The sequence below is a fragment of the Paenibacillus sp. 1-8 genome, assembly GCF_056316205.1.
The window spans coordinates 1,727,594-1,747,129 of sequence record NZ_CM149995.1; the positions used below are offsets into that span (position 1 = coordinate 1,727,594).

18 protein-coding genes, 2 tRNA genes and 2 pseudogenes are annotated in these 19,536 nt (G+C 46.9%); 19 read left to right on the forward strand and 3 right to left on the reverse strand.

Annotated elements, in window-relative coordinates; all coding sequences use genetic code 11:
• The first annotated feature begins 10 nt into the window (after positions 1 to 10).
• From mdh to AC0WRU_RS08065, 15 genes and pseudogenes are all read left to right on the forward strand, one after another.
• Positions 11 to 952 (forward strand): malate dehydrogenase, encoded by a 942-nt coding sequence (mdh, locus tag AC0WRU_RS07995; RefSeq protein WP_476127903.1) that lies wholly within the window; start codon positions 11 to 13, stop codon positions 950 to 952.
• Between the two features lie 368 nt (positions 953 to 1,320).
• Positions 1,321 to 1,723 (forward strand): annotated as a pseudogene (gene tnpA, locus AC0WRU_RS08000) (IS200/IS605 family transposase).
• Positions 1,724 to 1,730: 7 nt separating this feature from the next.
• Positions 1,731 to 2,834, forward strand: a complete 1,104-nt coding sequence (gene tnpB, locus AC0WRU_RS08005; RefSeq protein ID WP_476127904.1) for an IS200/IS605 family element RNA-guided endonuclease TnpB — start codon at positions 1,731 to 1,733, stop codon at positions 2,832 to 2,834.
• A 221-nt stretch (positions 2,835 to 3,055) separates the two neighbouring features.
• Positions 3,056 to 3,472 (forward strand): hypothetical protein, encoded by a 417-nt coding sequence (locus AC0WRU_RS08010; protein ID WP_476127905.1) that lies wholly within the window; start codon positions 3,056 to 3,058, stop codon positions 3,470 to 3,472.
• A 217-nt stretch (positions 3,473 to 3,689) separates the two neighbouring features.
• Complete coding sequence (locus AC0WRU_RS08015) at positions 3,690 to 4,559, forward strand: SDR family oxidoreductase (RefSeq protein ID WP_476127907.1); 870 nt, start codon at positions 3,690 to 3,692, stop codon at positions 4,557 to 4,559.
• 144 nt (positions 4,560 to 4,703) lie between these two features.
• A complete protein-coding gene (gene pnpS, locus AC0WRU_RS08020) occupies positions 4,704 to 6,506 on the forward strand; it encodes a two-component system histidine kinase PnpS (protein ID WP_476127908.1) in 1,803 nt (600 codons plus the stop codon).
• A 128-nt stretch (positions 6,507 to 6,634) separates the two neighbouring features.
• Positions 6,635 to 7,366, forward strand: coding sequence for a response regulator transcription factor (locus AC0WRU_RS08025; protein ID WP_010349065.1), 732 nt, complete (start codon positions 6,635 to 6,637; stop codon positions 7,364 to 7,366).
• Between the two features lie 144 nt (positions 7,367 to 7,510).
• Positions 7,511 to 8,635 carry a methyl-accepting chemotaxis protein gene (locus AC0WRU_RS08030; protein WP_476127909.1) on the forward strand — a complete coding sequence of 375 codons (1,125 nt, stop codon included), beginning with the start codon at positions 7,511 to 7,513 and terminating at the stop codon, positions 8,633 to 8,635.
• 127 nt (positions 8,636 to 8,762) lie between these two features.
• Complete coding sequence (pstB, locus tag AC0WRU_RS08035) at positions 8,763 to 9,521, forward strand: phosphate ABC transporter ATP-binding protein PstB (protein ID WP_025685062.1); 759 nt, start codon at positions 8,763 to 8,765, stop codon at positions 9,519 to 9,521.
• Positions 9,522 to 9,560: 39 nt separating this feature from the next.
• Complete coding sequence (gene phoU / locus AC0WRU_RS08040; RefSeq protein ID WP_476127910.1) at positions 9,561 to 10,220, forward strand: phosphate signaling complex protein PhoU; 660 nt, start codon at positions 9,561 to 9,563, stop codon at positions 10,218 to 10,220.
• A gap of 176 nt (positions 10,221 to 10,396) precedes the next feature.
• On the forward strand, positions 10,397 to 13,051 hold the full coding sequence (gene polA, locus AC0WRU_RS08045; protein WP_476127911.1) for a DNA polymerase I: 2,655 nt from the start codon (positions 10,397 to 10,399) through the stop codon (positions 13,049 to 13,051).
• 70 nt (positions 13,052 to 13,121) lie between these two features.
• Positions 13,122 to 13,952, forward strand: coding sequence for a DNA-formamidopyrimidine glycosylase (gene mutM, locus AC0WRU_RS08050; RefSeq protein ID WP_476127912.1), 831 nt, complete (start codon positions 13,122 to 13,124; stop codon positions 13,950 to 13,952).
• A 112-nt stretch (positions 13,953 to 14,064) separates the two neighbouring features.
• Positions 14,065 to 14,757 carry a sporulation membrane protein YtaF gene (ytaF, locus tag AC0WRU_RS08055; RefSeq protein WP_476127913.1) on the forward strand — a complete coding sequence of 231 codons (693 nt, stop codon included), beginning with the start codon at positions 14,065 to 14,067 and terminating at the stop codon, positions 14,755 to 14,757.
• Between the two features lie 11 nt (positions 14,758 to 14,768).
• A complete protein-coding gene (coaE, locus tag AC0WRU_RS08060) occupies positions 14,769 to 15,365 on the forward strand; it encodes a dephospho-CoA kinase (protein ID WP_025685067.1) in 597 nt (198 codons plus the stop codon).
• Positions 15,362 to 15,925 carry a lytic transglycosylase domain-containing protein gene (locus AC0WRU_RS08065; RefSeq protein ID WP_476127914.1) on the forward strand — a complete coding sequence of 188 codons (564 nt, stop codon included), beginning with the start codon at positions 15,362 to 15,364 and terminating at the stop codon, positions 15,923 to 15,925. The genes coaE and AC0WRU_RS08065 overlap by 4 nt, the downstream gene beginning before the upstream one ends.
• Before the next feature lie 136 nt (positions 15,926 to 16,061).
• Here AC0WRU_RS08065 and AC0WRU_RS08070 read toward each other — a convergent pair whose 3' ends face one another.
• The gene (locus AC0WRU_RS08070) at positions 16,062 to 16,286 is read right to left on the reverse strand and encodes an alpha/beta-type small acid-soluble spore protein (RefSeq protein WP_025685069.1); all 225 of its coding nucleotides are present in this window, start codon (positions 16,284 to 16,286) and stop codon (positions 16,062 to 16,064) included.
• A gap of 105 nt (positions 16,287 to 16,391) precedes the next feature.
• On the opposite strand from AC0WRU_RS08070, the gene nrdR reads away from it, so the two are divergent.
• From nrdR to AC0WRU_RS08085, 3 genes are all read left to right on the forward strand, one after another.
• Positions 16,392 to 16,859 carry a transcriptional regulator NrdR gene (nrdR, locus tag AC0WRU_RS08075; protein WP_025685070.1) on the forward strand — a complete coding sequence of 156 codons (468 nt, stop codon included), beginning with the start codon at positions 16,392 to 16,394 and terminating at the stop codon, positions 16,857 to 16,859.
• A 124-nt stretch (positions 16,860 to 16,983) separates the two neighbouring features.
• Positions 16,984 to 17,059: transfer RNA gene (locus AC0WRU_RS08080), tRNA-Ala, on the forward strand.
• A gap of 9 nt (positions 17,060 to 17,068) precedes the next feature.
• Positions 17,069 to 17,141 (forward strand) — tRNA-Lys (locus AC0WRU_RS08085).
• 205 nt (positions 17,142 to 17,346) lie between these two features.
• On the opposite strand, the pseudogene AC0WRU_RS08090 reads toward AC0WRU_RS08085, so the two are convergent.
• Together AC0WRU_RS08090 and AC0WRU_RS08095 are read right to left on the reverse strand one after the other, a co-directional pair.
• Positions 17,347 to 17,520 (reverse strand): annotated as a pseudogene (locus tag AC0WRU_RS08090) (PD-(D/E)XK nuclease family transposase); the annotation flags it as partial.
• 68 nt (positions 17,521 to 17,588) lie between these two features.
• A complete protein-coding gene (locus AC0WRU_RS08095; RefSeq protein WP_476127915.1) occupies positions 17,589 to 18,050 on the reverse strand; it encodes a MarR family winged helix-turn-helix transcriptional regulator in 462 nt (153 codons plus the stop codon).
• Between the two features lie 202 nt (positions 18,051 to 18,252).
• Here AC0WRU_RS08095 and AC0WRU_RS08100 point away from each other — a divergent pair, with 202 nt between their 5' ends.
• Positions 18,253 to 19,137 (forward strand): SDR family NAD(P)-dependent oxidoreductase, encoded by an 885-nt coding sequence (locus AC0WRU_RS08100; protein WP_476127916.1) that lies wholly within the window; start codon positions 18,253 to 18,255, stop codon positions 19,135 to 19,137.
• The last annotated feature ends 399 nt before the right edge of the window (positions 19,138 to 19,536 follow it).

The following is a 19,536-nucleotide window of genomic DNA, read 5'->3' on the forward strand; positions in this document are numbered from 1 at the left end:
GGAATGCCACGTGACCATTCAACGTAAAAAAATATCCATTGTTGGCGCCGGTTTTACCGGTGCCACTACCGCATTGCTGCTGGCTCAAAAGGAGCTAGGGGATATCGTTCTGATCGACATTCCGCAACTTGAGAATCCGACCAAAGGCAAGGCGCTTGATATTTTGGAGGCCAGTCCGGTCCAGGGATTTGACAGCCAGGTCACAGGTACTTCCAATTATGAGGATGCAGCCAACTCGGATATCGTTATTATTACAGCGGGGATTGCGCGCAAGCCGGGCATGAGCCGTGACGATTTGGTAAATACGAACGCAGGGATTGTAAAATCCGTATGTGAAAACGTGAAGAAGTACGCGCCAGATTCTATCGTCATTATTCTGAGTAATCCGGTCGATGCCATGACCCATACCGCATACCAGACGCTTGGTTTCCCGAAAAATCGGGTCATCGGCCAATCTGGTGTGCTGGATACGGCTCGGTATTGTACCTTTATTGCACAGGAACTGAACGTATCCGTCGAAGACGTGCGTGGCTTCGTGTTGGGTGGTCACGGTGATGATATGGTGCCGCTGGTACGCTATTCCAGCGTTGGTGGTATCCCTATCGAAACCCTGATTTCGAAGGAACGTATCGAAGCGATCGTACAGCGGACGCGTGTCGGTGGCGGGGAGATTGTTAACCTGCTGGGCAACGGTAGCGCATACTATGCCCCGGCAGCTTCGCTTACGCAGATGACAGAAGCGATTGTAAAAGACAAAAAACGTATTATCCCGGTCATTGCCTATCTGGAGGGAGAGTACGGTTATCAGGACTTGTTCCTCGGCGTACCGACACTTCTTGGTGGTAATGGCATCGAAAAGGTGTTCGAGCTGGAATTGACAGCCGAAGAAAAAACAGCGCTTGATCAATCCGCCGAATCAGTCCGCAATGTAATTAAAGTAGTAACCGTATAAGCTCGCTTACCTATTAAAACGGTATACTTTTACTTGAAGAGGTGTCCCCAAGCCATAGTCATGGCCGCCGGACACCTCTTTTTACTTTTTAAGTAGAATATTATATTCAATTCAATAAAATCCGGAGACAACAGCGATGGTAGCAACGTTCCGTTCGCGGAGCCTCTCCAGCACCCACCCAAGCTGAAACTTTCCCCGCGCCCCCCTTGCTTTGTTCTACTTCCCCGGTATAATAGATTTCGTATGCATTGATTCATTGTTTTCGCAAACTCGTGACTTCAATCGTGAGTTAGAAAACTTCGGATATGGCGTGGCTTATGCCACGTTAACTATCCGACATATGTTATTATGTAGTCAGAGGTGATGATATGTCAGAAATGAAGCATGGTCGTGGTTACGACTATGCCATTCAGTACCACATCGTATGGTGTGTAAAGTACCGACACCAGATTCTTGAAGAAGAATTAGACGTAAGACTTAAAAGAAATTCTTATTCGGATTGCATCCGATAACAACTTCACTATATCTGAAATTGAAAGCGACTCCGATCACATCCATCTCTTAGTGGATTGTACACCACAGCATTCCATACCCAGTATGATTAAAGCATTAAAAGGGGTTTCCGCGAGACTTTTGTTTAAAGAGTTTCCTGAGATTAAAAAGAAGTTGTGGGGAGGAAATCTTTGGAACCCTTCTTATTTTGTTGCAACCGTAAGCGAACATACAGAAGCACAGATAAGAACGTATATTCAAAATCAGAAGGTGAAGTGAAAAAGCAATGGTAGTGAATAAAGCTTACAAATTCCGCCTGTACCCTACGTCAGAACAAGCAACACTCATCAACAAAACGATAGGATGCAGCCGCTTTGTGTTCAACCATTTTCTTGCCCTATGGAACGATACCTTCAAAGAAACAGGCAAAGGCTTAACCTATGGTGCATGTTCTGCTGAACTCACAAAACTAAAACAAGAAATAGACTGGTTGAAAGAACCCGACAAATTTTCTCTACAAAATGCACTGAGGAATTTAAGTGATGCTTACCATCGTTTTTTCAAAAAACAAAACGCTGCGCCTACGTTTAAGAGTAAGAAAAATCCTGTACAGTCTTACCAAACCAACTACACGAATGCAAATATTGCGGTGGACGGAAACAAAATCAAACTCCCGAAACTGGGTCTTGTTCGTTTTGCTAAAAGTCGTGAAGTCGAAGGTCGTATAGTCAACGCTACGGTTAGACGCAATCCCTCAGGTATATATTTTGTATCTGTGCTTGCGGAAGTTAAAATCCATGAGCTGCCCAAAACAGGCAAAGAAGTTGGCATAGATGTTGGGTTAAAGGATTTCGCTATTCTGTCTAACCGTGAAGTGTTCGAGAATCCCAAATTTCTACAGAATATGGAACAAAAACTCATTCGTGAGCAACGTGTCTTATCCAGACGTGTGAAAGGTTCTTCTCACTGGAATCAACAGCGAATGAAGGTGGCTCGAATCCATGAACATATTGCAAATGCAAGAACAGATTACTTGCAAAAGATTTCAACGCATATCGTCAAAAACCACGATCTCATTGCGATTGAAGATTTGCAAGTATCTAACATGATGAAAAACCACAAATTGGCCAAAGCGATTAGCGAAGTATCTTGGTCGATGTTTCACTCCATGCTAGAGTACAAAGCGAAATGGTATGGTCGTAAGATGGTGAGAGTGGGCAAAACATTTGCATCTTCGCAGTTGTGTTCGTGTTGTGGATACAAAAATAAAGATGTAAAAGACCTGAACCTGCGTGAATGGGATTGCCTGGATTGTGGATCGCATCACGACAGAGATTTCAATGCAAGCCTGAACATTCTAGCCGAAGGCAAAAGACTGCTTACAGTGTAATTACTACACGAACTGTCGGAACGACAGGGTTAGCTTGGTAAACTTCTCTTCGTTAGAAGGGACTACCCAAGAATCTCGTGACTTTAGTCATGAGAGGTTCAAAGTGTACATAGAAAAGCATGTCCCAAAACACTGAAATGATGGTAGTCTACTCGTTGGAATATGATCGTTCTATGGAAAAATGAATTTGCAGGTCAACAAAGAAATGGAGGTTGTAAAGAATGTTTTTTATTCACATGATCGGTTCGCTGGCGATGGGTTTTTATTTATTGCTCCCGTTTGTAGTTGGTAAAATCGACAAGCTGGCCCCCACCGTGCAGGAAGGGACGATATCGGCTGTTCAGCTATTGAACCGTTTGGCTCAATTCGCACTGATCCTTGTGCTTGTTAGCGGTATCTATATGATTTTTGCCTGGGGCCCATATTCCGTAGCATGGATCGTGGTCGTTTTGTTGTTGTTTCTCGCCATTTCTGGTATCGCTGGGGCCATGGGTAAGCCGTTACGGCTGTCGCTGGAAGCGATTCGTAGCCAACAGCCTATTACGCAATACGCTGGAAAAATGCGAATGTTCAGTACGCTGCTTGCCGTCTTCCTGATTTTAATTACGTTTTTAATGGTATACAGCCATATTATTTAATTATGCATTTGGTGAGAGCCTATAATCGAATGATGACAAATGTTAAATTTAAAAAACGGTCTGTGCTGAATAAGCATAGGCCGTTTTTTTTGTGCGCTCAAATAACTACATTTTTCTTTTTTCGTTTAACGAATAACTTTGTGTGGTAAATCAGGAGTAGAGTGGATGCAAATGTTGCATCCTAAAAAAATATCTGATTTTGAAGGGAGAATGTACAATGCCTAAAAGTAATCAACCTCAGCAAACCTTGCCCCCACAGCATCAGGACCAGCAACCGGGGATTGAGTCCAAAATGTCGCCTGCACCCCAGTTTGAAAAACCAACTTACAAAGCCGCTGGCAAGCTAACAGGTAAAGTTGCACTTATTACTGGTGGGGACAGTGGAATTGGACGGGCTGTAGCTGTCACGTATGCCAAAGAAGGTGCGGACGTAGCTATCATCTACTTGAATGAGCATAAGGATGCGGAAGAAACAAAACGTCAGGTAGAGCAGGAGGGCCGCAAATGCGTGTTGATTCCCGGCGATATCGGAGATGACCAATTTGCCAAAAAAGCAGTTCAACAGACGGTTAACGAGCTGGGTAAGCTGGACATTGTCGTGAACAATGCCGCAGAGCAGCATCCACAGCAGAAGCTGGAGGATATCACGAGAGAGCAGTTGGAGCGTACATTCCGCACGAACATTTTCGGCATGTTCTTCTTGACGCAAGCGGCATTGCCGCATTTGAAGAAAGGCAGCGCCATCGTGAATACCACCTCGATTACGGCCTATGCCGGGAACAAGACACTCATTGATTATTCATCCACCAAAGGGGCGATTACTTCATTCACCCGTTCCCTTTCGCTCAATTTGGTCGATCAAGGTATTCGGGTAAATGCTGTAGCACCGGGTCCGGTCTGGACACCGCTAATCCCTTCAACCTTTGATGCCAAGACCGTCAGTGAGTTCGGAGGCGCGCAGCCGATGAAACGTCCCGGTCAGCCGGAAGAATTGGCGCCAGCCTATGTGTACCTTGCTTCGGATGATTCATCTTATGTAAGTGGACAGGTCATTCATATTAACGGCGGTGAAGTCGTCAACGGATAAGAGAGAGGTTGGGGCAACGTGTGCCCTGACCTTTTTTCCTTTTTAACAGTGGAACAAAAAGCAGGTAGCCTGTAGAATGGGACTTAACTTACATAGCTGTTATGATCATAAAAATTTCTACTCAACTAAAGGATGGGCATATTTATGAAGTCGTTTCGTTTCAGGCTTACCTTGATTATGCTGATTTTGATCGGCGTATCTGTCCTGGCTGCCGGAATCACCATGGGACAAATTTTTAAAAACTCGAACATGAAGGTGCTTGAGGAAAATATGGGGCGTGAGATCGACCTGCTTCGGGCTACATTTCCTTTTGTCAACGCAGATGCTCCTTCCAGTACCGACTACGTCTCCTATTATTCGGAAAAGGCCAAGGAAATTGCCCATCTGACCGAATCACGGGTGACCTTCATTCGCAAGGATGGAACGGTGGTTGGTGATTCACTAAGTGATCCGCGCAAGATGGAGAACCATGCATCACGTGAAGAAATCCAAGAAGCCGCGTCGGAAGGAATCGGACGAACCATACGCTACAGTGAAACTTTGCAGCGGAATATGCTGTACGTGGCAGAGCCTGTCGTATCCGACAAGGGGTTCGACGGATATATTCGTTTGTCCATGAATCTGAAGGCGGTGGAGGAAGGTGTGCAGCGTGGCTGGACGGCAATTGGCATTGGTCTGGTCTTGTTATTCTTTGCGGCTGGATTGGTCAGTTACCGTATCGCACGTGGCCTAACCTCGCCTATTGAGCATATTACAGGCGTAGCGAATCGTATTTCCGGGCTGGATTATGACGCAAGAGTTGGCATACAGCGCCGGGATGAGGTAGGACAACTGGGTGATGCGATTAACCGCATGGCGGACAGCCTGCAAAACCAAATGAAAACGATACGTGATAATGAGGATTTGCTTCAGAGCGTCATGAGCAATATGACCGGAGGGATTCTCATGATTGATGCCGGGGAGCGCATTGCGCTTGTGAACCGTGAGTCTGAGCGGATGCTCGGTGTCACTAGCAAACGGGTGACGGACAAGCCGTATCATGAGCTGAAAAAGCACTACGAGCTGACGAAGCTGATTGAGGGTAGTATACAAAGTCGCGAAAGACTGCACGGTGAGGTTCATCTGTATAATCCCGAGGAACGGCTGATTCTGCTTGATGGTGTGCCGATGTATGAGGATGAAGGCGGATATCGCGGCATGCTGTTCCTATTGCAGGATATTACAGCTATTCGGCGGCTGGAAAATATGCGGAGCGAATTTGTGGCGAATGTTTCCCATGAGCTAAAAACGCCGATTGCCGCAGTCAAGGGCTTTGCCGAGACGTTGCTCGGCGGCGGGGTAAAGGATGAGGAAACATCCCGTTCTTTTTTGCAAATTATTTATGATGAAAGCGAACGGCTGAATCGGCTGATCGGCGACATTCTAGAGCTGTCCAAAATTGAATCCAAGCGTTCTCCGCTGGATTGCTCTCCGGTCCATGTGTCCTCGTTTATAGAATCATTGCTGGAAAAGCTGAATAATGTAGCTGCCAAAAAGAGAATTACGCTGCATATGGATGTCCCGGATGAACTGTTTATGGAGGCGGATGAAGATAAGCTCCAGCAGATTTTTGTAAACCTTCTGTCTAATGGCATTAACTACACACTCGACGGTGGCAAGGTGAAAATCAAGGTTGTAACGGTACAGCGGGAGAATGACACGGAGAAGGTCGTATTTACGGTTAGCGATACGGGCATCGGGATTCCGAAGAAGGACCTGCCACGCATCTTCGAGCGCTTTTACCGGGTGGACAAAGGACGTTCGCGCAACTCGGGTGGAACCGGCCTGGGATTGTCTATCGTCAAGCATTTGGTGGATCTGCATCATGGGGTGCTTTCCGTAGAAAGCGAGCTTGGTTTGGGCACCACATTTACAATCGAATTGCCGTTGTTGCAACAGGAAGAATGAACTAGATCAGTTTTTACATTCTGTTAACAATGCCGTGATAAAATATACGGGTGTCGCATGAGTTTGGAAAAGATTTTGGAATTTTGACCAATGCGCCTTTAAAAGGTAAACAGGAGATGAATTTATTTATGGGACAACGCTTGCTGGTTATTGAGGATGAACCAACGCTTGCCAGATTGCTATCCTACAATTTGATACAAGAGGGCTTTGAAGTAGATACGGAGGATCACGGCAGTGCAGGGTTTGAAAAAGCCTCCAGAGAGTCCTACGATTTGATCCTGCTGGATTTGATGCTGCCCGGTATGAACGGACTGGATATTTTGAGCAGACTACGCCATCAGGGACTGACAACACCCATCATTATTTTAACGGCCAAAAACGGCGAAGCCGAGGTTGTCCAAGGATTGAAATCAGGAGCAGATGATTATATCACGAAGCCTTTCGGTGTTTCCGAGCTGCTGGCCCGCGTAACGGCGGTACTGCGTCGTACTTCCGGGGGGGATGAAGGCGTGCTGTCCGATCAGAAAGACGGCTCCAAAATTCAATTAGGCGAGCTGGAGATTTATCCTGAAAAATATGAAGTGATTCTCGGAGGACAATCCATCAGCTTAAGACCGAAGGAATTTGAGGTGCTTCTCTACTTGTCCCGTAAGCCGGGCGTGGTATTGACTCGCGACGATCTGATGAACGCGGTCTGGGGCTTTGACTACATCGGCGGTCAACGGACGGTGGATGTGCATGTTAGCTCATTGCGCAAGAAGCTGGAGCTGGACCCCGATTCGGTTCATATTGATTCGATTCGCGGAGTTGGATACAAGCTGGTTGTTAATAAAAAAAGAAGCGCTTCTCATTTACTATAAATGAGAAGCGTTTTTCTTTGTGTTCATTTTTGTGTACATTTCGTGATTTTACATTTCGTTAACATAAATAGACGTTACAATCAACAAATGACCGATATGATGTTCCCGTCACTCCATGTAGTTAAAAAAGGGGACTTCAGAACGATGATAACGGAACCAAAGACCCAGCCGAGCTCCACCGCCGTGATTGAACGTGAATCCAACAAGCTGATTACTACCTACGTGCCGTGCCGGGAGGTTCCGATCATTGGTACGGATATGTCTTGTAAAGAGCTGTTAGCACTTATGAAAACGCAAGAAGACATTCCTTGTGTCATTGTCATTGATAAAAACGGCCTTCCGTTGGGCATTATTATGAGAGATGCGTATAACCGACATTTTACGGGCAGGTTTGCTGCGGCTCTATTTTATGACAAGCCTGCGGCGATATTTGCCGACCCCGATACATTAATTGTGGATCTGGAAAGCCCGGCATCGGACATTGTAGAGCAGGCGATGCTGCGCGAAGATCAACAATTTTACGATTGTCTGCTAATTAGGGAAGGTACGCGGTTGCTTGGCGTCCTGACCATTCGTGATATTTTGTCCGTCGTTCAGCGGATGCAGAAAGAAGCGGATGATCATCGGGGCAACGTGGTACGGCATAGCTATGATGGCGTCCATCGGATTCAGACAACTGTACTGGATGCCGCTAAAGAGGCCAGTGACAGTGTGCGTCTAACCCGCTCGATGAGTGAATTATCACGCCGTGGCAAAATAGAACTGGAAGATGTTCTGCTCTCCTATCGTGCAGTCACAGAGCAAATGAAGCGCCAGCATGAGCAGATTACAGCGTTGACCCAATCGCTAAGTGACATTGCTGACATGGCTTCATCCATTCGCGCACTCGCGGATCAAAGTGGACTGCTGGCGATCAACGCTTCAATTGAAGCAGCACATGCCGGCGAACACGGGCGTGGCTTCCAGATCGTGTCTCAGGAGGTGCGGAATATGTCACTTCAGACGAAAGCCTTTTCCGCACAGATTACAAGCTTGCTTACAGATATTGAACAAATGCTGCGTGACACTGCCGATCTGACGGATACGAGCATGCAGCAGATTAATAGCGGCTCCCGGTATATATCCGCTGGAACCCAAACGTTTACCCAACTGTTGCAGGCCGTTGCTGAAATTGAGACCAAAAACGACGAAATGTCCCGTTCCGCAGAGGAAGCGGCTTTGAATGCAGCCGGGATTGCACAGGAGCTGGAGCTTATGCTGAATCCCTGATCATTTTACATACCGTTAACAAATCCACCACACTCAATTTACACACAGCTTATATAATCTTCATATTGTGCAAATCAGGTGCAATGCTTGAGGACCATAACTGCAACACAAAGGAGATCATAAATTAATGAATGATTCCGTTATTCGGATTGAGAAGCTGAACTTGTATTATGAAAATTTTCAAGCGCTGAAACATATAAACCTGGATATTCCTGAAAAAACGGTGACAGCCTTCATCGGACCGTCCGGCTGCGGCAAATCTACCTTGCTGCGTACGCTGAATCGGATGAACGATATGATACCGGGAACGCGTATTGAAGGAACGGTGAGTATCGCAGGTCAGGATATATATGGCGATACAATGGAAGTAGAAGCCCTGCGCAAGCAGGTGGGAATGGTTTTTCAACAGCCTAATCCGTTTCCTAAATCTATTTATGATAACGTGGCGTACGGCCCGCGTCTGCATGGAATCCGGCAAAAGGACAAGCTGGACGAACTTGTTGAGCAAAGCTTGCGGCAGGCGGCACTCTGGGAAGAGGTTAAGGACTTTCTCAAGCGTTCAGCCCTAAGCTTGTCCGGTGGACAGCAGCAGCGTCTGTGTATTGCCCGGGCGCTTGCTGTACAGCCGGATATTTTGCTCATGGATGAGGCAACGTCAGCCCTGGACCCGATCTCTACGATGAAGATTGAAGAACTGGTTCAAGAGCTGCGCGACAGGTATACGATCGTCATGGTGACGCATAACATGCATCAGGCGGCTCGTGTGTCCGGTCGGACTGCGTTTTTCTTGAACGGTGTCGTGGTAGAGGCGGCGGATACAGAGACGATGTTTTCCACGCCGCAAGATTCCCGTACGGAAGATTATATTTCCGGCCGATTCGGCTAAAGCCAACAAATTAGTAATGCCAGGAGGGGTGACTTCGAAATGATACGCAGAAAAGGTTTTGATGAAGGATTAGATGAGCTGAGAGCCGTACTACGCGAAATGGGTGCACATGTATCGAAGGCACTCGATCAGGCCATCGAATGTTTGCAGACCAAAAATACGGAATTGGCCCAGCAGGTGGTCAAAAATGATGCATCCCTCAATGCGCTGGAAGAGAACATTCTCGATATGGGCTCCAAGCTCATTATTACCCAGCAGCCGGTAGCCAAGGATTTACGCCGGATCATTGTTGCGTTTAAAATTTCCAGTGATCTGGAACGGATGGGGGATTTGGCTCTAGATATCGCCAAGGTCACTCTGCGTCTGGAAGGGCAGCAGATCATCAAGCCGCTGGTGGATATTCCACATATGGCTTCGATTGTTAAAGAGATGATTGACGACGCCATTACATCCTATTTGGATGAAAATACAGATCTGGCTTATAAAATGGCTAAAGAAGATGATCGTGTGGATTCCATGTACAGCCAAATGATCAGCGATTTGTATGCGTTTATGGTAGATAAACCGGCAGAGGCTTCACAAGCGATGCTGCAACTGCTCGTTGGACGATATATTGAGCGGATTGGTGACCATGCGACGAATATCGGTGAAAGCACCGTATATCTCGTGACAGGGGAACGGCCGGATTTGAACCAGTAGGCTTTTTAGGTATATAGCGGTTGTTTCTGACCCAGACTTGTCTTTGTGCAAAAGGCGAATCTGGTTAGGAAACAGCCGTTTTTTTCTGAAAAAGGAGTCTTTATGTTAAGATAGGAAAAGGAATGCGTAAAACGAAAGAACCTTTCGAATGCATTGATGAACTTGCGAGGTGCTAAATGGATAAACTCATGCTTATAGATGGCAACAGTATCATTTACCGGGCGTTTTTCGCTATGCCGCCGTTAACGAATTCGAGCGGACAGCAGACGAACGCGGTGTACGGATTTACAACGATGTTGCTGCGGCTTTTGGAGGAGCACAAGCCGACGCATATACTGGTTGCCTTTGATGCCGGAAAAATAACGTTTCGTCATAAAGGATATGAGGATTACAAGGGTGGACGGGAGAAAACACCACCGGAGCTGTCCCAACAATTCCCGCTGCTGAAAGAGCTGCTGACCGCCTTTGGCATTGCCCAGTTTGAGCTGGATGGCTATGAGGCGGACGATATCATTGGAACCCTATCTAAAACCGCGGACGAAGCTGGTTTTAACGTGCTGGTGGTTACCGGAGATAAGGATATGCTTCAGTTGGCTTCGGACAACGTCATTGTCGGCTTGACCCGCAAAGGGGTTACCGAGGTGGAGACATACGGACCTGAACAGATTCAGGAGCGTTACGGCTTGAAGCCGTTGCAAATTATCGACCTCAAGGGCCTGATGGGCGATACGTCAGACAACATTCCCGGGATTCCGGGTGTGGGGGAAAAGACAGCGCTCAAGCTACTGCACCAGTATGGATCGGTGGAAGAGGTGTTGGCGCATACAGATGAGCTGAAAGGCAAAATGAAAGAGCGCGTCGAAACGCATGCAGATGATGCACGGATGAGCAAGGATTTGGCGACCATCTATCGGGATGTAACGTTGGACAAGCAACTGGAGGATGTCGTCTTCGGTGGGCTGCAAGCTGAAACGGCGGGACCTGCTCTGGCGAAGCTGGAGTTCAAGTCCTTGCTGGAGCGCTTATCCTTTTCGGGCGAGGTTGGCAATGCAGGAATAGATGTAGAGGAAGCTGCGGCTGACGTGACCGTATTGGACGAACAGCGGATTAGCGAGCTGGTAAATGTACTGGATACCGTCGATCTGCTACATGTAGAGACCCATGGCGACAACCCGCATCATGCTGAAATTGTGGGTCTGGTCTTTGGCGGAGCGGGGCGACAGTTTTTTATGACCTTAGATGTACTGCAAACTGATGCAGCCAAGCCTGTCCGTGAATGGCTCGCCGATGCTGGGCGTAACAAGCGGGGGCATGATCTGCACCGTACGGATTTAGCCTTGCATTGGCACGGGATTGAATTTGCCGGGGCGGAGTTCGATGTACAGTTGGCCGGATATTTGCTGGACCCAACGGATGCAAACCAGTCGCTGAGCGGATTGGCAGCCAAGCATGGCTTGTCCTCGATTCGTCCGGACGATGAAGTATTCGGCAAAGGCGCTAAATATAAAGTACCTGACATGGATGTGCTGTCCGATCATGTGGCGCGCAAGGCGGCGGTGATTGAAGCGCTGGTGCCTGTACAGCAGGCCGAGCTGGAAAAAACGGAAATGCACAAGCTGTTCCATGAGCTGGAGATGCCGTTGTCCCGGATTTTGGCGGATATGGAGAAGCAGGGAATTTTGGTGAATGTGGAAGAACTGCGTGCTTTGGGTAAAGAATTTGAAGCCCAGATTGAAACGCTGGTGCGCGAAATTTACATCATTGCAGGTGTAGAGTTCAATCTGAATTCGCCCAAGCAGCTAGGTGAAATTTTGTTCGACAAGCTGGGCCTTCCCGTAATCAAAAAGACGAAAACCGGATATTCCACTGATGCCGAGGTGCTGGAAAAGCTGGCACCGTATCATGATATCGTGCAAAACATTTTGCAATATCGTCAAATCGCCAAGCTCCAATCCACGTATGTGGAAGGGTTGCTTAAAGAAATTTCGGATAAAACGGGTAAGCTGCATACGTATTTCCGCCAAACAGTTGCGGCTACAGGACGCTTGAGCAGCCAGTTTCCGAATTTGCAAAATATTCCGATTCGTCTGGAAGAGGGACGCAAAATTCGCAAGGTATTTGTGCCTTCCGAGCCCGGTTGGTCTATTCTGGCGGCGGACTACTCACAGATCGAGCTGCGAGTGCTGGCTGATATTTCGGATGATGAGCGCTTGAAGGATGCCTTTGTAAACGATATGGACATTCATACGAAGACCGCGTCCGATGTGTTCGGCATCCCTGCGGAAGACGTAGATTCTAACATGCGGCGTTCTGCCAAGGCGGTTAACTTCGGGATTGTCTACGGGATCAGTGATTACGGTTTGTCGCAAAACCTGAATATTACGCGCAAGGAAGCGGCTCGCTTTATCGACCAGTATTTTGACGTGTTCCAGGGCGTCCGCCGTTACATGGATGATATTGTGAAGGATGCGAAGCAGGATGGGTACGTAAAAACGCTGCTGGAACGCAGACGTTATTTGCCGGAGATTAATGCCAGCAACTTCAACCTGCGTTCGTTTGCGGAGCGTACCGCAATGAATACGCCGATTCAGGGTACCGCAGCCGATATTATCAAGCTGGCGATGGTACAGATGGACGCGGCGCTTCGCGACCGTAATCTTCGCAGCCGTATGCTGCTTCAAGTACATGATGAGCTTGTTTTCGAGGTTCCGCCGGAGGAAATGGAAACGATGAAAGAGCTTGTCCCGGCTACTATGGAAGCGGCGCTGAAGCTGTCTGTACCACTTAAAGCGGAAGTTAGCTATGGAAGCAATTGGTATGAAGCGAAATAAGTTATTTCAATGAGCAGATAGTCCATTTTAACGCTGCTTCCGTTATAATATAGGATGAGGTGAAGACATCATGCCGGAATTACCGGAAGTAGAAACGATTAAACGAACGTTAAACGAGCTTATCGTTGATAAACATATAGATCATGTGACCGTGAATTTGCCGCGTATCATTCAACGGCCCGATGATATACACGCTTTTGCTATGGAACTGGCTGATCATCGGATTACAGGAGTGGAGAGACGCGGGAAGTTTTTGCGGATTCTGCTGGATGGGCTGGTACTCGTTTCCCATCTCAGAATGGAAGGGCGATATGGCCTGTATTCGCAAAACGATCCTGTGGAAAAGCATACTCACGTTATCTTTCATTTTACGGATGGAACGGAATTACGTTATCAGGATGTTCGCCAATTCGGCACGATGCATTTATTTACGGAAGGACAGGATTTGTTGGAGAAGCCGCTGAACAAGCTTGGTTTGGAGCCTATGGACGAGTCCTTTACACCGGAGGCACTTCGCGCAGCTGTGGGGACCCGTTCGACTTCGATCAAGGCGGCGCTGTTAAACCAGTCATATGTCGTGGGCATCGGGAATATTTATGTGGATGAGTCGTTGTTTAAGGCGGGGATACATCCGGCACAGCCGGCCAAAAGTTTGGATGAAAACCAGTTCCGTGTGCTGCACGAAGCTATTATCTCCACACTGAGCGCGTCGATTTTGGTCGGAGGCTCGTCCATCAAATCATTCGTCAACGGACAGGGTGAAGCGGGCGACTTCCAGCATCAATTGCAAATCTATGGGCGTAATACGAAGCCTTGTGTTAACTGTGGTACATTGATCGAAAAATCCGTTGTAGCCGGACGTGGTACACATCATTGTCCGGTCTGCCAGCCTCTGCGCTAAGCGGGTACAGTCACCCAAAGCCCATACCTCTCATATATTGATTCCAAGTACCAATACTGCGAAGGGTTCCGGCTGCTTTAAGGCCCTGCCTTCGCAATGGGAGGGAATTGGAGTGGCTAATCATTGGGGAGCCCTGCTGCTGTTGGCATTTGCACTAAGTCTGGACAGTTTTGGAGTCGGGGTTACGTATGGGCTGCGCAAAATGAAAATTCCACTGCTATCCATTGTCATCATTTCAGTATGTTCAGGTTTGGTCATCGGCATATCCATGCAGCTAGGCGCATTGTTGTCCCAGGTTCTGTCTCCTGTATATACGACCGTTTTTGGCGCTGTTATCCTGATTGGAATTGGCTGCTACTCTTTGTATCAATCCTTGCATCGCAAGGAGGATCTGATTGATGAACCCGATCCTGAGAACAGTAGTGTTCTGGCAGGAGAGAAATCTGAAGAAGTACAAGAGGAACGGACCGTATTTTCGTTGGAATTCCGCAAATGGGGTCTTGTTATTCGGATTCTCCGAAGTCCGTCTGCTGCGGATATGGACCGTTCGGGCAGTATCTCCGCTATGGAGGCGGTTTGGTTAGGTATCGCTTTATCGGTTGATGCGTTCGGTGCAGGATTGGGAGCAGCTATGCTGGGCTTCCAGCCACTTGCTACCGCGCTGGCTATTGCGTTATTCTGCGGAACATTTTTGATTGCGGGTATGAGAGCAGGTTTCTGTCTGTCGGCATTTCGATTTATGAAGGCGCTGGGTGTGTTACCTGCATTATTACTGATTATGATGGGCATATTGAAGCTGTTATGAGGTGAAAGAGCATGAATATCGGATTAACCGGAGGTATTGCTACCGGTAAAAGCACCGTGTCGGCTCTGCTGGTCGCCAAGGGTGCGCTGCTGATCGACGCAGATGCCATTGCCCGGGAAGTGATGCTTCCGGGGCATCCGGTGCTGGCGGCGGTCATACAGCATTTTGGACAAGCTGTGATGAACAGTGACGGAACTCTGCACCGCAAAAAGCTGGGCGAGATTGTATTTGGGGACCCTGTCCAGCGGCAGGCACTTAATGATATTACACATCCCGCGATTCGTGAGGAAATGCGCACGCGTATGGAATCTTACGAGCGCGAACATCCGGACAAGCTCGTTCTGGCAGATATCCCGCTACTGTATGAATCCGGATTAGAGAGCTTGTACGATGAAATTATGGTGGTATACGTACCACGCGATGTGCAGCTCCAGCGTCTGATGCTCAGAGACGGATTGACCGAGGAACAAGCAGGACTTCGATTGTCTTCGCAAATGGATATTGAACACAAAAGAAGCCTGGCCGATATCGTCATCGACAATAGCGGAACACAGGCTGAAACAAAACAGCAAATTGATCAATTCTGGCAGCGAAAGGGACTTGCATGAATATTTTGCGCAAAAAAAGAGTCCTGCTGACTTTGTTTGTCGGGTTTGTCTTGGTTCTGTTTTTTAATTCAAACTGGATGTCGTGGTTCTATCCGATTCAGTATAAGGATGAGATCCGGCAATATTCGCAGACATATGAAGTGGACCCATTTTTAGTGGCGTCCATTATCCGTGTTGAGACGAACTTTAAGACCAGCAAGCAGTCGCACAAGGGTGCACTGGGACTCATGCAGATCATGCCCGATACCGCGAATTGGATTATGGACAGCGCCCAGATTCAAAAGGTTCCGCTGGATAGCGTCAAGCACGAGCCGGGCACCAACATTGAGCTGGGAACCTGGTATGTGCATAATCTGTCGGTGAAATTTAAGGACAATCCGGTAGCTATCGTTGCGGCTTACAACGCAGGCCCCGGTAAAGTACAGGAGTGGCTGGACAAGGGCGTATGGGATGGGAAAGAAGAATCCATCAAGCAAATCCCTTTTGGCGAGACGCGACATTATGTACAGCGGGTTATTTACTACTACAGGCAATACACGAAAATTTATAATCAGTTTTAATGGATGGCGAGGCTGCGTGTAAATATGTCATGACACAATGAGCCTGATGGCATTAAAATGAAAAAAGCGCAGGACAGGCTGTTTTTAGTAGCCCATCCAAACACTTTTTTTTGTTATTTTTGCATTATTACCGCGATTATTGGTATTGACCTGCCAATTGTTGTTCGGCGATCGTTACGAGGCGTTTTGTGATGTAGCCCCCGATCGAACCGTTCTCATAGGAAGTCATGTTTCCTTGGTATCCATCTTGAGGAATGCTGATACCCAGCTCTTGAGCGATTTCAAATTTCATTTGCTCCAGAGCGCCGGAGGATCTGCTGACTACCAGGTTGTTGGAGTTGCCATTGTTTCCTTGTGCCATTGTTGTTCACCTCCTCGCGACTTGGTAAACATATTATGAACCGTTTTGACAAAATTATTACGAAAAAGTATAGAGAATTTATTGGAAAAAGGAAGTGATGAATTTATGAAATGCCCGTACTGTGCCTACAATGGAACAAAGGTACTGGACTCGCGGCCTGCGAATGACAACAAGTCCATCCGTCGCCGTCGCGAATGCGAGCAATGTGCTAGGCGTTTTACCACCTTTGAAATGGTGGAGGAGACCCCGCTCATGGTCATTAAAAAGGATGGTAGCCGTGAAGAGTTCAGCCGTGATAAAATGCTGCGCGGTCTCATTCGGGCTTGCGAGAAGCGCCCCGTATCTGTCGAGCAACTGGATATGATCGTATCTCAGGTGGAAAACGTCATTCGCAACACAGCCGCTACAGAGGTGGATAGCCAGCAGATCGGCGAGCTGGTCATGGAACAGCTCTATCCTGTTGATGAAGTGGCCTACGTGCGCTTTGCGTCCGTCTATCGGCAGTTCAAAGACATCAACATGTTTATGAAGGAACTGAAAACACTGTTATCCAAAGACACAGCCAGCGACTAGATCGCTGACTGTATCTTGGTTCATGGTGGGAAGGTTATATTTTTTATAAAAGTATTGACACAGGGCGAAAAATTTTATATGATATAGGAGTCGCTTCAAACAGATGATTGAGATTACATAAAACGGGGCCTTAGCTCAGCTGGGAGAGCGCATCGCTGGCAGCGATGAGGTCAGGGGTTCGATCCCCCTAGGCTCCACCATAATAATATGGACTCTTAGCTCAGTTGGTAGAGCAGTTGACTCTTAATCAATTGGTCCAGGGTTCGAGTCCCTGAGAGTCCATCCTTTAGAAAAACGGCAGAAATGCCGTTTTTTTGTTTTGAATTTAGCTTTGTTTTCCTTCGTGGTCACACGTTTGGTCACAGTTGACTCTATTTTCTTGATAAAAACAAACGCTATGTTCTCTTGAATGAGGACATGGCGTTTGTTTTAGTTTTACTTCAACTTTTTAGAAAAGCGGTCATTCAACCTTTACATTACATTTGAACTGGCTTGAGGAATTTTCCGTAGCCCATTCAAGAGCAGAAGCCTCGTCATGCAGAAATTTTTGTCGTTCCTCGTACAAACGTCGCGCTTCCCGATCTTGGCTTAGAAACTCCAGTGTATCCATCGCCTTTTTGAATGTGGGTTCATTCACCTTAAGCACCTCCCAATTTGCCTTATAAGAAGATAGGCTTCCTTCTTGAAGTTAAGCATCACATTCCTTAACACTCATGATCAATGGACCTGTTACTTGTGATCAAATCCGTTAAAGTCCCTGAGCATTCCGATAAAATTTTCAAGTTGTTCATCGTCCCATCTTGAAATGTGTTCGTAAAATACAAATTCTTTCTCTTTTAGAGCAACAATCGTCTTTTGCTGTCCAAGCTCAGTGAGGGATAGAAGTATTCCTCGACGATCATCAGGGGAGGCTTCCCTTTTCACATAACCCAAAAGCTCAAGTTGTTTGACGAGACGGCTCACCGAACTGCGATCCATAGCTGTCGATTCCGCCAGCATAGTGGCGCTTGTTGGGCCATATGAGTACAGCCAACGGATAATATGGAAACCCGCAGGTTGTATTGAAGGATCGAAACGTGCTGCAGTTTTGACATTTAGCGCATGTGAGGCGCTTATGAGGGCATTGATTTGCTCGCCGAGTTCCAATTCCAGTTGTCCTCTCGGCGTATTTTTGTGTCGATCATCATTCATCCTATTTCACCTAACCTTAATTGATAAAGTAAATAGTTCAAGTCAATTAATTGACATATATCAATCAAAATAATATAGTTGATTTATATCAAGTATATAGCTGCGTCAGCTACATGTCAAAATTTGAGACGGGTCTAACGGAGTAAAGCAATGAACGGCCAATTACATTGACAATGACTATTCAGCACAAAGGAGAATCACTATGACGGCTAATCCGATTGTTGTAATAACTGGCGCAACAAGTGGTCTGGGGCAACTGGTTGCGATTGAATTGGCTAAACGGGGTGCTCATCTTGTCATGACAGCCAGGAGCAGGGATCGCGCTGAAGCTACTAAAAAAATTATAAAAGATATGATGCCCTCAACAAAGGTAGACTTTTTTTTCGGGGACCTATCCTTAATGAAAGATGTCAGACGTATGGGAAACGAGATTTCAACTGCATACCCCAAAATAGATGTGCTTTTGAATAATGCAGGACTGCATGCATTCGAACAACGGGTAACCTCCGAGGGATTTACAGAAATGATAGCTGTGAATTATTTAGCACCGTGGTTATTGACGCACGCCTTACAGCATTCCTTGAAAAATGCAGGAAGCGCCAGAATTGTAAATGTTGCTTCAGAGGCTTCACGCAATCATGGCGAGCTTAAACTCCCTGAGGATTTGACCAATATATCTCCTTTTACTTCCAGAGGCTCGTCTGCAATATATGGGAAAACCAAGCTGTTTAACATTATGTTTACTGGCGAACTGGCACGTCAATGGACTGGAACGGGGATCAGTGTTAACGCTCTGAATCCAGGGTTTAATGTTACAGGTCTCGGACGTGAGCTCTGGTTTGCATCCATGCTTGAGCGTTTTTTGAATTTTTTTCATATTGGTGATCCACGTAGAGGAGCTGATATTATGACTCGTTTAATTGTGGATCCGCAGTACCAGGCGGTTACAGGAGGGTATTTTAATGTCGGAACCGGACATTCGATTGTACCTGTACACCCCGGTGGAGATATCGCTATGCAAAATAAACTGTGGAATTGTACGAAAGAATTACTACAACATAGAGGTCTTCTTAACCATATGACCTGATTTTACAGGTTACAGCGGCTAAACGGAGGACTGTTTTGTGAAAAACTAAGGTGGGGTTCACGTCAATTGAATCCGTAAAACTAACTAACGAAGAGCCAGAAAAAATAGGATTACAAAAGCATCGCAAAAAGCAGTCTGCTCGTTAAAGTGGGCTGCTTTTTGGGTCTACTTATCACATATGCAAGTATGAGTATAGTTCACTCACACGGAATCATATTGCGCTTGCTGCATAGAAACCTGAACGCGTTTGCGTGCCGGTTCACAAAATAATCCATACAGGCATCTCCCAAATATGCGGGAGGGAAAATATAATCAATTCTTTCATAGGAGCCAGCATCAATATCAATGCCATCAAACCCGGCTCTTTTTACTCTTCCAGCGCAATCTTGAAATTGAGGG

Bases quoted from the DNA above. Each gene is read 5' to 3' on its own strand.
- AC0WRU_RS08030 (WP_476127909.1), top strand. From the start codon at position 7,511: ATGATAACGGAACCAAAGACCCAGCCGAGCTCCACCGCCGTGATTGAA.
- polA (WP_476127911.1), top strand. From the start codon at position 10,397: ATGGATAAACTCATGCTTATAGATGGCAACAGTATCATTTACCGGGCG.
- AC0WRU_RS08100 (WP_476127916.1), top strand. From the start codon at position 18,253: ATGACGGCTAATCCGATTGTTGTAATAACTGGCGCAACAAGTGGTCTG.
- AC0WRU_RS08015 (WP_476127907.1), top strand. From the start codon at position 3,690: ATGCCTAAAAGTAATCAACCTCAGCAAACCTTGCCCCCACAGCATCAG.
- AC0WRU_RS08010 (WP_476127905.1), top strand. From the start codon at position 3,056: ATGTTTTTTATTCACATGATCGGTTCGCTGGCGATGGGTTTTTATTTA.
- AC0WRU_RS08025 (WP_010349065.1), top strand. From the start codon at position 6,635: ATGGGACAACGCTTGCTGGTTATTGAGGATGAACCAACGCTTGCCAGA.
- AC0WRU_RS08095 (WP_476127915.1), bottom strand. From the start codon at position 18,050: ATGAATGATGATCGACACAAAAATACGCCGAGAGGACAACTGGAATTG.
- AC0WRU_RS08065 (WP_476127914.1), top strand. From the start codon at position 15,362: ATGAATATTTTGCGCAAAAAAAGAGTCCTGCTGACTTTGTTTGTCGGG.
- nrdR (WP_025685070.1), top strand. From the start codon at position 16,392: ATGAAATGCCCGTACTGTGCCTACAATGGAACAAAGGTACTGGACTCG.
- mutM (WP_476127912.1), top strand. From the start codon at position 13,122: ATGCCGGAATTACCGGAAGTAGAAACGATTAAACGAACGTTAAACGAG.
- AC0WRU_RS08070 (WP_025685069.1), bottom strand. From the start codon at position 16,286: ATGGCACAAGGAAACAATGGCAACTCCAACAACCTGGTAGTCAGCAGA.
- pnpS (WP_476127908.1), top strand. From the start codon at position 4,704: ATGAAGTCGTTTCGTTTCAGGCTTACCTTGATTATGCTGATTTTGATC.
- coaE (WP_025685067.1), top strand. From the start codon at position 14,769: ATGAATATCGGATTAACCGGAGGTATTGCTACCGGTAAAAGCACCGTG.
- pstB (WP_025685062.1), top strand. From the start codon at position 8,763: ATGAATGATTCCGTTATTCGGATTGAGAAGCTGAACTTGTATTATGAA.
- phoU (WP_476127910.1), top strand. From the start codon at position 9,561: ATGATACGCAGAAAAGGTTTTGATGAAGGATTAGATGAGCTGAGAGCC.
- tnpB (WP_476127904.1), top strand. From the start codon at position 1,731: ATGGTAGTGAATAAAGCTTACAAATTCCGCCTGTACCCTACGTCAGAA.